14 protein-coding genes are annotated in these 12,756 nt (G+C 39.0%); 11 read left to right on the forward strand and 3 right to left on the reverse strand.

Features of this window, described 5'->3' with window-relative positions; all coding sequences use genetic code 11:
• The first annotated feature begins 11 nt into the window (after positions 1-11).
• From F1E73_RS01820 to F1E73_RS01860, 9 genes are all read left to right on the forward strand, one after another.
• Entirely contained in the window at positions 12-509 is a 498-nt protein-coding gene (locus F1E73_RS01820) for a hypothetical protein (protein WP_086476841.1), read from the forward strand.
• A 99-nt stretch (positions 510-608) separates the two neighbouring features.
• Entirely contained in the window at positions 609-1,301 is a 693-nt protein-coding gene (locus tag F1E73_RS01825) for an SGNH/GDSL hydrolase family protein (protein ID WP_150450949.1), read from the forward strand.
• A 98-nt stretch (positions 1,302-1,399) separates the two neighbouring features.
• The gene (locus F1E73_RS01830) at positions 1,400-2,494 is read left to right on the forward strand and encodes a family 20 glycosylhydrolase (protein ID WP_150450950.1); all 1,095 of its coding nucleotides are present in this window, start codon (positions 1,400-1,402) and stop codon (positions 2,492-2,494) included.
• A 25-nt stretch (positions 2,495-2,519) separates the two neighbouring features.
• Entirely contained in the window at positions 2,520-3,527 is a 1,008-nt protein-coding gene (locus tag F1E73_RS01835) for a glycosyltransferase family 2 protein (RefSeq protein WP_086476864.1), read from the forward strand.
• A 134-nt stretch (positions 3,528-3,661) separates the two neighbouring features.
• A complete protein-coding gene (locus tag F1E73_RS01840) occupies positions 3,662-5,581 on the forward strand; it encodes a BatA domain-containing protein (protein WP_150450951.1) in 1,920 nt (639 codons plus the stop codon).
• On the forward strand, positions 5,578-6,831 hold the full coding sequence (locus F1E73_RS01845; protein ID WP_150450952.1) for a dihydroorotase: 1,254 nt from the start codon (positions 5,578-5,580) through the stop codon (positions 6,829-6,831). The genes F1E73_RS01840 and F1E73_RS01845 overlap by 4 nt, the downstream gene beginning before the upstream one ends.
• A 31-nt stretch (positions 6,832-6,862) precedes the next feature.
• Positions 6,863-7,177, forward strand: a complete 315-nt coding sequence (locus F1E73_RS01850) for a DUF4870 domain-containing protein (protein WP_086476845.1) — start codon at positions 6,863-6,865, stop codon at positions 7,175-7,177.
• Positions 7,178-7,262: 85 nt separating this feature from the next.
• Positions 7,263-7,589 (forward strand): hypothetical protein, encoded by a 327-nt coding sequence (locus tag F1E73_RS01855; protein WP_086476846.1) that lies wholly within the window; start codon positions 7,263-7,265, stop codon positions 7,587-7,589.
• A 1-nt stretch (position 7,590) separates the two neighbouring features.
• Complete coding sequence (locus F1E73_RS01860) at positions 7,591-8,250, forward strand: alpha/beta hydrolase (RefSeq protein WP_150450953.1); 660 nt, start codon at positions 7,591-7,593, stop codon at positions 8,248-8,250.
• A 158-nt stretch (positions 8,251-8,408) separates the two neighbouring features.
• On the opposite strand, the gene F1E73_RS01865 is transcribed toward F1E73_RS01860, so the two are convergent.
• A complete protein-coding gene (locus tag F1E73_RS01865; protein ID WP_086476848.1) occupies positions 8,409-8,903 on the reverse strand; it encodes a hydrolase in 495 nt (164 codons plus the stop codon).
• Between the two features lie 191 nt (positions 8,904-9,094).
• Positions 9,095-9,859, reverse strand: a complete 765-nt coding sequence (locus F1E73_RS01870) for an MBL fold metallo-hydrolase (protein ID WP_086476865.1) — start codon at positions 9,857-9,859, stop codon at positions 9,095-9,097.
• Between the two features lie 102 nt (positions 9,860-9,961).
• Here F1E73_RS01870 and F1E73_RS01875 point away from each other — a divergent pair, with 102 nt between their 5' ends.
• Positions 9,962-11,455, forward strand: coding sequence for a nicotinate-nucleotide adenylyltransferase (locus F1E73_RS01875; protein WP_086476849.1), 1,494 nt, complete (start codon positions 9,962-9,964; stop codon positions 11,453-11,455).
• A gap of 78 nt (positions 11,456-11,533) precedes the next feature.
• On the opposite strand, the gene bcp is transcribed toward F1E73_RS01875, so the two are convergent.
• A complete protein-coding gene (bcp, locus tag F1E73_RS01880) occupies positions 11,534-11,986 on the reverse strand; it encodes a thioredoxin-dependent thiol peroxidase (protein WP_086476850.1) in 453 nt (150 codons plus the stop codon).
• Between the two features lie 83 nt (positions 11,987-12,069).
• Between bcp and F1E73_RS01885 the strand changes: the two genes are divergently transcribed.
• Positions 12,070-12,735 carry an endonuclease III domain-containing protein gene (locus tag F1E73_RS01885; protein WP_150450954.1) on the forward strand — a complete coding sequence of 222 codons (666 nt, stop codon included), beginning with the start codon at positions 12,070-12,072 and terminating at the stop codon, positions 12,733-12,735.
• Positions 12,736-12,756: the final 21 nt, after the last annotated feature.

Here is a 12,756-nt window from a genome sequence, read left to right on the forward strand (position 1 = left end):
ATTATTTAACTATGAACAAACCGCCTAAAAAGCAATGGTCTCCTAAGAAGGACTTAAAATTACTCTCCGTTATTCACGGGCTTTTTTTATTGGGGATCCTAATATTGGGATCATTTATCTATATGCAAGGAACAACAATTGTCTCCGGTGTATCTGCTAAAGATGGTATATTTATCTACCTAGTACCCCTGACAGCCATGTTCGCTTATTTTGGTGGAGAGTTTGTATTCAATAAAATGCTTTCCCCCATTAAGCGAGAAGCTTCCTTAAACCAAAAATTTAAAGTATATTTAAAAGCCAGTGTGTTGCGTATGGGGTTGTTGGAAGGTGCTTCCCTTGTTGGAATTTTTGCATACAGTAAACACAACAACATCTTTTACCTAGTAATTACAGCCGCATTAGCTTTATACTTGCTTAAAATTAGACCAAATAAAAAAAAGGTCGTACAAGATTTATCCTTAAACAGTGAGGAGGAAAGGCAATTTATTGCGAATGATAAAAAGGCATAATTAGCGATAGGGATAGTCTTATTAGTCTAATTCTTTTTTAGGATACTAAAAGCACCTAAAACCGAGATATAGCACCACCATAACCAACACCATAGAAATATGAGGAATTTATCTACCGCCACAATTTATTTTACATTAGCAATGCTTTTCACCCTGCCTACCCTGGCTCAAGATTGGGCTGGACTTCAACACTTTGCGGAACAAAACAAAAACCTTTCCCCACCTACTGCAAATGAGAATAGGGTGGTTTTTATGGGTAATTCCATTACCATTGGATGGCTAAATTCTCGCCCAGAATTCTTTGAAGGAAAACCCTATATCAATAGAGGTATTAGCGGACAGACCACGCCTCAGATGCTCATTAGATTTAGACAGGACGTGATAGACCTAGGTCCTAAGGCTGTGGTGATATTAGCGGGCACCAATGATATTGCTGGTAATACAGGCCCTGCTAGTTTGGAAATGATAGTGGATAATATTAAATCCATGGCTCAATTAGCCAATGCAAACGGTATAAAGGTTATTATTTCATCGGTACTACCGGCCTACGATTATCCTTGGCGTCCAGGATTAAAGCCAAATGAAAAAATACCTGCATTAAACAAGCTATTAAAAGAATACGCAGAAAATAATGGGTTTTATTATTTGGATTATTTCTCGGCAATGGCCGATGAAAGAAACGGATTGCCAAAAAAATATGCCAATGATGAAGTCCACCCTACCGCCCAAGGCTATGCAGTGATGGAACCTTTGGTTGAAGAAGCAATTTCCAAAGTGTTAAATATGAGATGATTATTTTTAAAGTTGCCGTTAATTATTCTTATCTTCCTGTAATTATATCTACTTGAAAAATTATGATAGGAACTCTAAAAATATACACGGTAAATACTATGAAAAACGTCTTACTAACCATTCTATTACTAGGAACCCACCTGGCTTCGTCCCAAGATATTTTTTCTGTAAAAGGATTGTTTATAGCCGCTCCTACTTCCGATGGTGTTGAAGAATTTGTAAGATTTATTGATAAGGAATTGGGGCCCAACGGCATTAACACCATGGTATTGAGGGTAGATTACAACTATGCTTATGAGTCTAGACCAGAATTAAGAGGTAATGCCCCACTATCTAAAAGTCAGGTTAAAAAAATAGTTGCCGTGGCCAAAAAGCATGGCATACAACTAATCCCACAAATAAATCTTTTGGGACACCAAAGTTGGGCAGAAAAAATTTCCAAACTTTTAGAAGTTTACCCTCAGCTAGACGAGACGCCTCATATAGACCTTCCTGAAAAATATGAATGGCCCAATGACGATGGACTTTATTGTAAGAGTTATCGTCCCTTACATCCAGAAGTACAGGATATTGTCTTTGATCTTGTAGATGAAATTGTAGCCGTTTTTGAAGCCGAAGCTTTTCATGCAGGGATGGACGAAGTATTCTATATAGCCGATGAGCATTGCCCCAGATGTAAAGGGAAAGATCCAGCTACACTATTTGCAAAAGAAGTAAACACTATAAACTCACATCTTAAAGACAAGGGAGTTCAGCTGTGGATTTGGGGAGATAGACTCATTGATGGAGCCACCTCGGGAATTGGTATGTGGGAAGCCAGTATGAACAATACTGCTAGAGCGATAGACATGATAGATACCTCAGTGGTTATCTGCGATTGGCACTACGAGCAAGCACTGCCAACCCCTGCCCTATTTGCCCTTAAGGGTTTTAATGTTATAAGCTGCCCATGGCGAAAACCAGTTGTGGCCAAGGCGCAAGTAGCCATGATGCATCAATTTAAACAAAATTCCACCCCACAATTGCAAAATCGATATTTGGGCGTAATGCAAACCGTCTGGTCATCTGCTAGCGATTTTATTAAAAACTACCATCAATCCCAGGACCTTAATCCAAACACCCAAGAGGCCTCCTTTAAAGCCATGTTGGCTGCCATCAATGAATTGAAATCAGAATTTAAAACCACTGAGTGAACCACACACTACTGAAGCCAATGAAATGCAGGTGAATAAAGTAAGCATACTAATACCCGTTAAAAACACGGAAGCCTATTTAGCGCAATGTATTCAATCCATACTGGATCAGACCTTCCCGTATTGGGAAGTGCTGGCGGTAGACGACCATTCAACCGATTCTTGCTTACATATTTTGACAAGCTATGCCCAAGGGGACGCGCGAATTAAAGTGTATAAAAACCAAGGGAATGGGATTATAGATGCCCTAAGAACAGCTTTTTCCATGGCAACAGGGACATTGATCACCAGAATGGATTCTGATGATAGGATGGCCTCCCATAAGTTGGAGGTAATGGTCCAAAACCTGGAAAACACTGGGCCAGGACACCTAGCCTTAGGAAAGGTAAAATACTTCTCGGCTAAAAAACTTGGAAAAGGATACAAAAGTTATGAGAAATGGTTAAACAGCCTAACGGAACAGGCAGACAATTATACCGAGATTTATAAAGAATGTGTAATACCATCCCCCTGCTGGATGGTATATAAAACAGACCTAGATCTTGTTGGGGCCTTTACACCCAATCGTTACCCCGAAGATTATGACCTAGCCTTCCGCTTTTATCAGCACGGTATAAAATGTATTGCCTCTTCCGAGATTTTACATCATTGGCGAGATTATGAGCAACGTACCTCTAGGACCCATGAACATTATGCAGAAAACAGCTTCCTTCACCTAAAACTCCACTACTTCCTTAAACTGGATCACCATAAAGAAAGACCACTCTTGCTTTGGGGAGCAGGAAAAAAAGGTAAGAGAATTGCCAAAAGATTGATTAGCCGCCACATAAGCTTTGGTTGGTTATGTAATAATTCAAATAAAATTGGAAAAGTCATTTATGGAAAAACGATGCAGCACTACAAGTGTTTGGAGAATTATAAAGACGCACAAATCATAGTAACTATCGCCAATAAGGAAGCACAAGAATTTATTAGGGATTACTTAAGTGATTTGGGTAAAATACCTTCCAAAGATTATTATTTCTTTTGCTAAAATCCATCAGAATAAAACATCCCTGCACAATGTTAAATACAAAGTATCATTTGGAACCCCATCACCTATAAATCATAGAAAAATTTGGAGCGACCTTTAATAACTTTCTTATATTTGAAAAATTAAATTTGGGAATGCTGTTTAAACATCCGGAAGTCCTTTGGTCTCTTTTCTTATTGGTCATCCCTATTTTAATCCATCTCTTTCAATTACGTAGATTTACCAAAACCCCCTTTACCAATGTTAAGCTGCTACAAAAGGTAGTAGCAGAATCCAGAAAGAGCAATTCGCTAAAAAAATGGCTGTTGTTGTTTACGCGACTTTTACTGCTCACGGCTTTGATTCTTTCCTTTGCACAACCCTTCCTTCCGGGTAAGTCGGCCTTAAAACAGGGGCAATTTATCATATACTTAGACAATTCCTTTAGCATGCAGGCTGCGGACGAAAGGGGGACACTTTTGGAAAACAAAGTACAGGAATTGTTGAGATCTGTGCCGCCCACACGCACTATCACCCTTTTTACCAACGAACGTACCTTTAGGGATGTACACATTAACGAGATCAAAAATGAGTTGTTATCCTTACCCTATACGGGAAAACAAAGCTCCTTGGATGAGATTTTATTAAAAGCAAAAAGTCTTATAAAAGATCCTAGCCCTGAAAATGAACTGGTCTTAATTTCCGATTTCCAAACCCATTCCCCCTCACAAAGATTGGATACCTTACAAGGATTAAAATTACATCTAGTGCAGGCCCTTTCCAAAGATCTACGCAATGTAGCAATAGACACCCTATATGTGACAGAGGTATTCCCAGAAAGCCTGGAGCTTAGCTGTGAGCTCACTTCCAGTAATCACAGAGAGCCCATTCCCGTGTCCTTATACAACGGGGATCGGTTAATTGCAAAAACATCGGCAAGCTTTAACGAAGACCTTAAGGGCAAGGTAGTCTTTACGCTACCCTCCAATGAAAAAATCAATGGAAGCGTTGTTATCACTGATTCTGGCATAGAATACGACAACCAGCTATTCTTTAACATCCACAAAAAAGAAAAGATCAAGATAATATCCATCAGTGGGGCTCCTTCCAATTTTTTAGGCCGAATTTTCCGAGAAGACCAATTTGAATATTCCGATTTTCAATTAAACTCTTTGAATTATGGCATATTAAACTCTCAGAACCTCATTGTTCTCAATGAACTTAAAAGTATTCCCACCGCATTGCAAAATGCATTATTGCCGTTCGTTGCAGATAATGGAAGCCTGGTAATAATCCCACATTCGGATGTCGATATTTCCAATTACAATACCCTGCTAAATAAGGGCTTGAATGTCAATGTTATTTCTGGAAATACTGCAGAACGGAAAGTTAGCAGCATTTCCATGGAGCACCCCTTGTACCATAACGTCTTTGAAGAAAAGGTTACCAACTTCCAATACCCAAGCCTGCAGAAGTATTATAAAATTCAATCAAACCTTCCTTCACTACTCACCCTAGACAATGGAGCCCCCTTTTTAGTGGCAGACAAGGGGATTTACCTATTTACGGCGCCCTTAAACTTGGAAAACTCCAATTTTATCCGGTCGCCCTTAGTGGTGCCTACCTTCTATAATATGGGGTGGAATAGCTTAAAACTTTCAAGATTTTATGAACTAATTGGACAAAAATCTATCGTAGATATACCTATAGTTTTGGAGGGCGACGGAGTTTTAAAGGTATCCGGGGAGAATATGGAATTTATCCCTTACCAACAAGCCTATAGTAATAAAACGGTATTGACTTTTGAGGAATTGCCAACCATTGCCGGAAATTTTCAAATTAACGCAGCTGGGAAAGAAATAGGTACCTTAAGTTTTAATCACCCTAGAAATGAAAGTTCCTTAAATTACTTGGACCCTAGCAGCTTAGCTGCCACCACCGTGAACAACCAATTGGAATCTTTGTTTCAGCAACTAGAAAGTGACCATGGCATAAAAGAGCTTTGGAAATGGTTTGTTATTTTTGCGTTGGCATTTATCCTAATAGAAGTTCTTATTCAAAAATACTTAAAATGAACATACTCTTAAAATCCGCCACAATAGTAGATTCGTCCAACCCTGACTACCATTTAAAAAAGTGGGACATACATATTAAAGATGGTACCATTAAAGATATTGCCCCTACCTTGCAAATTCGGGAAAAGGTAGAGGTTATTGAGCATGATAACCTACATGTTTCCATAGGCTGGTTAGACACGGGCGTTAGTTTTGGAGAGCCAGGATACGAAGAGCGCGAAACTATCGCTAACGGGCTGTCTACCGCTGCCAAAAGCGGATTTACCGATATTATCCATAACCCAAACACCCTTCCCATTCCCGATAGTAGTTCGGATATAGTATTCTTAAAGACTGCTGCCAAAGATAGTGCGGTAAACCTTTACCCACTTGGGGCGTTAACCACACAATCTGATGGGGAAAGTTTGGCCGAACTTTACGATATGAAGAGTGCAGGTGCCGTTGGTTTTTATGACTATAAACGCCCTATTGGCAACCCTAATTTAATGAAGGTGGCTTTGCAATACGCCCATAATTTTAATGGTCTAATACATAGCTTCCCTATGGATAAGCAAATTGCAGGGAAAGGAATTGTAAATGAGGGAGAAGTTTCTACTAAACTGGGATTAAAGGGAATCCCCAATATGGCTGAGGAACTAAACCTGGCAAGGGACTTATTTATCCTGGAATATACAGGCGGAAAATTGCACGTACCTACCATTTCCACGGAAAAATCCGTACAGCTTATTTCGGAAGCCAAGGAAAAGGGGTTAGACGTTAGTTGTAGCGTTGCCATACACAACCTTTGCCTTACGGACGAGGTATTAACCAGTTTCGATTCCAGGCATAAAGTTATGCCCCCTCTTAGAACCAACAAGGACAGGGAGGCATTGATTAAAGGGCTAAAAGAAGGGGTGGTCGATTTTGTAACCACAGATCACAGACCCTTGGATATTGAACTGAAACGGATAGAATTTGACAATGCCTCTAATGGCACCATAGGTTTGGAAAGTGCATTTGGAGCTTTAAATACACTGTTTGATTTGGAAACCACCATAGCACTCCTCACCAAAGGTAGGGAACGCTATGGTATATCGCAGCCCATCCTTAAGATTGGTGAGGAAGCCGTACTAACCCTATTTGACCCAGATATTGAATTTACTTTTACAGAAGAAGACATCATTTCCAGTTCAAAAAACAGCGCCTTCCTAGACATTAAAATGAGGGGAAGAGCCTTAGGGATTATAGGCAACAATCAATATATTCACTAACTTTGTTTTTTGAAAAAATAAACGAGAACACATGGATCAAAAAACAATAAATGAAGGTAAGACCATGGCAATGGTAAGCTACCTATTTGTAATAGGCTTACTTATCGCCTTTATAGTAAACAGTAACAAAAAAAATGCATTTGTTCAATTTCATATAGAGCAATCCCTAAGAGTTTGGATCCTTTCCATAGCGATATCCGTACTCTTATTTGTTTTATCCATGGTGGGAATAGGGTTTTTGGGTATTCTGAGCTGGGTACCTTTGGGCTTTGCCATTTTAGGCGTTATCAACGCAAATAGTGGCAAATTGGAGAAACTACCTTTAATAGGTACTATAGGAGAATAACATCACTATTAAAACCACGGATAGAGGTCTTGTTTAAAGGTTTCTATTCGTGATTATAAACTAAGCTAACATTTACTTTGCCGGTATGAACAACACAGTAAAAGAGGGGAAAACTACGGCAATTGTTGCGTATATGACCATGGTAGGGGCTTTAATCGCCATGTCCATGAACTCCGAACCGAAAAATGATTTTGCAAGATTCCACACACGTCAGGCATTTGGTTTACACCTTGTGTTTTTAGGGGTTGCCATATTTCTGAGTAATTGGTATAGCGAATACGCTTGGTACGGTCTATACGTATTTTATGTGGTTTTATGGTTCTATGGATTTTTGGGAGCCTTAAACGACAAAAAACAAGAAGTACCCATTCTGGGCCCCTATTTTCAAAAATGGTTTACTTTTATTTCTTAACATGACAACAGCAACACTATCTTTAGAACACCTTATAAGACCCTCCAATATAACGAGTGGTAAAGCACCAGTTCTTTTTATGTTTCACGGATATGGTAGTAATGAAGAAGATTTATTCTCTTTCGCTCCCGAATTGCCTAAGGAACTATGTATTATTTCGGTAAGGGCGCCCTATCCTATGCAGCCATTTGGGAATATGTGGTATGCCATAAATTTTGATGCAGATAAGGGTAAGTGGAACGATGATGCCCAAGCCATGCTTTCCCGCGATAAAATAAAAGCGTTTATAGAAGAAGCTTGTAGCACCTACGGATTAGATCAGGACAATGTTACCCTTTTAGGTTTTAGTCAAGGGACCATTCTAAGTTATGCCGTGGCACTTACCTACCCCCACCTAGTGAAGAATGTAGTGGCACTAAGTGGCTATATCAGTCCTTCTATGTTGCCAGACAACTATAGGGAAAACGATTTTAAGGATTTGAAGATTTACGCTTCCCATGGGAGTGTAGATCAGGTGATTCCGGTGTCATGGGCACAAAAAATCCCCGAATTTTTAACCGATTTGGGAATAGAACACGTATATGAAGAGTTTCCTGTAGGACATGGAGTGGCACCGCAAAATTTTCACTCCTTTAAAAACTGGTTAGTAGACAAGATATAATCATAATGCAGGTTCCAAGTAGTGGAACCCTTATTCTCAAAAAACAAATAGGTCGATATACTTTTATTAAGCGTATCTACCTATTTTATTTATGAAGCCTACTTGTGTAAGGCGGAGCGCTAATTCTTTACAGAATTTAATCTGTAAGCGCCATTTAATCAATTACTACGAGTGTACAGGAAGTGATCCAAGAGAGAGAAATCGACCCCCAGATCATCCTTCAACTCATATTTTATAAACAGCTCCCCCCAAAACTGCCCATCGGAGAAGTCGGCTAAAATCCATTTGTGGTTCAATACCTTAATCTTATTAATCTTAAAATCACCTTCCATGCCCGCGTAGGGAACCAAGGGGTTATCTCCTTTAGTTTCATTGGTTTCTAGTAATTTATCGGTAATATATTGGCTGGGCGATTCAAGCTTTAGATGATCATAATAGGCCAAAGCGTCATCATTATTATCCAATGAAAAATACTGCGTTTCCAGGTTTGTAAATTGCAGGTTCCTAATAGAGTCTTCCATTTGTACCATTTCTTTGGCTTGCGCCTCAATTAGGCCGTTTTTGGCCTGTATCATGTTTCTGGTACTAATAAATTGATATAAGGCAATTAAGACAAAGAATAGCAGAAGGTAAAATATAATTTTTTGTTTCATATATAGGTTTTAATTGTTTTTAAATGGTAATACTTCAGCTGGGCATGCCTACGGCATTTAGGTTCACATTTCCCCTTAGGTGATTGCAAACGGTCTTGAGTCGTGCTCATTTCATGCTTTTAATCGATGCTGTATTAGGAATGTTTGACACGAGATATTTTATTTTACCCCATTAAAAATAGATATAACGCCTAGCACTCTATAGTTAAATTATCAAAGGCCAAATGTACATTTTTTGGCAAGGTTTTTTCTACTTCATCATGAAAACCTAACAAATGACTTATATGAGTTAAATATGCTTTCTCTGGTTGTACAGCTTCAATAAAATTTAAAGCTTCTTCCAAGTTAAAATGGGAATGGTGGGGTTCCATCCGAAGCGCATTGATAACCAATACTTTTACTCCCTTAATTTTTTCCATTTCCACCTTTTCCATACTTTTTACGTCTGTGAGGTAAACAAAATCCCGTATCCTATAACCAAATACCTGTAATCTGTTGTGTTGGGCCTCTACGGGGATGGCCATTAGATTTCCAATTTTAAAAGGCTGATTGTTCTTTACCGTGTTTACTTCTACCCCTGGCGCACCGGGATATCGATTTTCATTGGTGAAAATATAATCGAAGCGTTGTTTTAGTGAAGCAATCACACGCTCGTGTGCATATATGGGGATATCTCCCTGCCTAAAGAAAAAAGGCCGTATATCGTCTATCCCTGCCGTATGATCTGCATGTTCATGGGTAAATAATATCCCATCGATCTTTGTTACTTCGTTGGTCAGCATCTGCTGTCTAAAGTCTGGTCCACAATCTATTACATAGGTATAGGATTCCCAAGATATTAATACGGAGACCCTAAGCCTCTTGTCCTTATGATTCTCACTAAGACATACAGGATGCTTACTGCCAATAACAGGGATGCCCTGTGATGTACCGGTGCCTAAAAAAGTAACTTTCAATCTCATATATGTTTAATCCAAATTTATAATATATTTATTTAATAGATAGTGTTATCTTATTAACTTTGTACAACGCAAATAAGCTATTGTATCTAAGCTATTATAACGTCTATTTTGAAAAAAGAAACTGCTTTTACCAACGTACCGTCAATCAAGGCCAAAACCTTACGTATAAATTTGAACCCCGATATTTATGGAACCTTTTCCGAGGTGGGGGCCGGACAGGAAACTTCTGCACATTTTTTTAGGGCAGGAGGTGCTTCCGGAACCATTGCGAAGGCAATGAGCGCCTATGACAAGGATTTTAGCGATGCTATTTATGGTGTGGAAGACGACGGCCGATACGTGACCCTTTCTAGGTTAAATAAAATGTTGTCCCATGAAATGGAGCATATAGAGAATAGGATCAGCCGAGAGAAGCATCCGGATAGATTATTCTTTTCTTATGCGAACACCGTTGCCACTATTGACTTTACCAAACGTTACAAGGGACATGGGTGGATTGGTATCAGATACCAGCTAGAGCCTGGTCAAAAAGAACTCAACGAAATTATACTACATGTCCGTTTTAAGCAAAATGAAGCCAGATTACAGCAAGAAACGCTAGGAATTGTTGGGGTAAACCTTATTTACGGGGCATTTTATAAGTACGATAAGCCTAAAAAACTGTTGAGATACCTCTATGATCATATCGACAAGGACACCATAGAGATTGATATGGTGAATTTTTCCGGACCTAATTTTGCGGAAGTAGATAATAGGTTAATGAGCCTTCAGCTTATTAAAAACGATATGACCGATGCCGTGATGTTTGGTCCCGATGGCAATAACCTTCTTCCAGCCAGTATTCTATACAAAAAGAATATTTTGGCGCTAAGAGGAAGTTTTAGACCTGTGACCAAGGTAAATATGGATATGTTTAAAAAATCGTATGAAATATTTATTAACGAACAGAATGTAGAGAAAAAAAATACGGTAGTAATTTTCGAGATTACCCTGTCTAACCTTAGGGCACATGGGGAAATAGATGAGCAAGATTTTATGGACCGGGCAGAATTACTTTGTTCTTTGGGCCATACGGTAATGATTTCTAAGTTTCAGGAGTATTATAAATTGGTAGAATACTTTAGCAATTACACCAAAGCCAAGATCGGACTTACCATGGGGGTAAACAATCTTGTGGATATTTTTGACGAGAAGTATTACCGTCACCTAAGCGGAGGTATACTAGAAGCCTTTGGTAAGTTATTCTTTAAGGACCTAAAAGTGTATCTATACCCAATGAGGAATGAGGAAACCGGACAGGTTATGACCAGTAATACCGTTAAGGTACATCCTAGGATGAAAGAATTGTACAAGTTCTTTAAGTACAATGGTAAGGTGAAGGATATTATTGACTACGATCCAGAAATTCTACATGTATTCTCTAGGGATGTCCTGAAACAAATAATGGACGGTGAGGATGGCTGGGAATCCGTATTACCTCAAGGTGTTGCAGAAATCATTAAAAAGAAGAAGCTGTTCACCCGTAATAGAACCGAGCAGATTGAATATAATAGAGAGCAGGAGGAAAAAGATAAGAAAGAAAAAGTCTAATTATACTTCTACTAATAAGCAATCGGGCCAAAAAAAGGATACATCCTATTTTTTGGCCCGATTGCTTATGGGTGAATACTACTCTAATATTTGAGCAGCGTGGTCCTTGGTCTTTACTTTGTCTATTACCTTGGTAACAACCCCCTGCTCATCTATCAGGAAGGTCATTCTGTGAATACCATCATATTTTCTACCCATAAACTGTTTTGGACCCCATACCCCAAAAATATTTAGTACGCTGTGATCTTCATCGGCCAATAAAGGAAATGGAAACTCATACTTATTTTTAAAATTGGTTTGTCTCTTTTGGGAATCGGCACTAACTCCCAACAATTCGTACCCCTGCGCCTGTAGCTCGGCATAATTATCCCTTAAATTACACGCTTGGGCCGTACATCCTGGAGTACTTGCCTTTGGATAGAAAAAGACAAGTAGCTTTTTCCCCTCATAATCGGACAGTTTAATGGTATTGCCATCTTGATCCGTAGCCGAAAACGACGGCACCTTATCCCCTACTTTTAATGTATTCATAGCTAAATATTGATTATTTTTATCACTTTTGAAATCGACCTATCAATAGGTCGATTTCAATTTTTGATAAAATTACGGATTATATGACTAAATCAGAAAAAGTAGACTTTACAATAAAAACATTACAGGAATTATACCCAACCATCCCAACACCCCTAGATCATAAGGATGCTTATACCCTACTCATTGCAGTGCTATTATCTGCCCAAAGTACCGATGTAAGGGTGAATATGATTACTCCCCTATTGTTTGAAAAGGCCGATAACCCTTACGATATGGTTAAAATGACGGTAGATGAAATTAGGGAAATTATAAAACCTGTAGGACTTTCCCCTATGAAGGCCAATGGGATTTATGGATTGTCTAAAATGTTGATAGAAAAATATGATGGAGAAGTCCCGCAGGATATCGAATTATTAAAGGAATTTCCGGCAGTTGGTCATAAGACGGCCAGTGTGGTGGTTGCGCAAGCATTTGGTATTCCAGCGTTCCCAGTAGACACGCATATCCATAGATTGATGTATAGATGGGGGTTTACTAATGGCAAAAACGTGGTACAAACCGAAAAAGACGCGAAACGGTTGTTTCCAAAGGAGCTGTGGAACGACCTTCACCTGCAAATTATTTGGTATGGAAGAGAATATTCACCCGCTAGAGGATGGGATTTGGAAAAAGACATCATTACCAAAACTATCGGTAGAAAATCTGTTATGGATGCTTATTACAAGAGTAAAAAGCCCAGTAAATGACCAGCACTGGGCATTTATACC

Source organism: Arenibacter lacus (assembly GCF_008711145.1).
GTDB classification, from domain to species: Bacteria; Bacteroidota; Bacteroidia; order Flavobacteriales; family Flavobacteriaceae; genus Arenibacter; species Arenibacter amylolyticus.

Coding starts and splice junctions, on each gene's coding strand:
- F1E73_RS01835 (WP_086476864.1), top strand. CDS start 2,520: ATGCAGGTGAATAAAGTAAGCATACTAATACCCGTTAAAAACACGGAA.
- F1E73_RS01855 (WP_086476846.1), top strand. CDS start 7,263: ATGAACAACACAGTAAAAGAGGGGAAAACTACGGCAATTGTTGCGTAT.
- F1E73_RS01850 (WP_086476845.1), top strand. CDS start 6,863: ATGGATCAAAAAACAATAAATGAAGGTAAGACCATGGCAATGGTAAGC.
- F1E73_RS01830 (WP_150450950.1), top strand. CDS start 1,400: ATGAAAAACGTCTTACTAACCATTCTATTACTAGGAACCCACCTGGCT.
- bcp (WP_086476850.1), bottom strand. CDS start 11,986: ATGAATACATTAAAAGTAGGGGATAAGGTGCCGTCGTTTTCGGCTACG.
- F1E73_RS01820 (WP_086476841.1), top strand. CDS start 12: ATGAACAAACCGCCTAAAAAGCAATGGTCTCCTAAGAAGGACTTAAAA.
- F1E73_RS01845 (WP_150450952.1), top strand. CDS start 5,578: ATGAACATACTCTTAAAATCCGCCACAATAGTAGATTCGTCCAACCCT.
- F1E73_RS01840 (WP_150450951.1), top strand. CDS start 3,662: ATGCTGTTTAAACATCCGGAAGTCCTTTGGTCTCTTTTCTTATTGGTC.
- F1E73_RS01865 (WP_086476848.1), bottom strand. CDS start 8,903: ATGAAACAAAAAATTATATTTTACCTTCTGCTATTCTTTGTCTTAATT.
- F1E73_RS01885 (WP_150450954.1), top strand. CDS start 12,070: ATGACTAAATCAGAAAAAGTAGACTTTACAATAAAAACATTACAGGAA.
- F1E73_RS01860 (WP_150450953.1), top strand. CDS start 7,591: ATGACAACAGCAACACTATCTTTAGAACACCTTATAAGACCCTCCAAT.
- F1E73_RS01825 (WP_150450949.1), top strand. CDS start 609: ATGAGGAATTTATCTACCGCCACAATTTATTTTACATTAGCAATGCTT.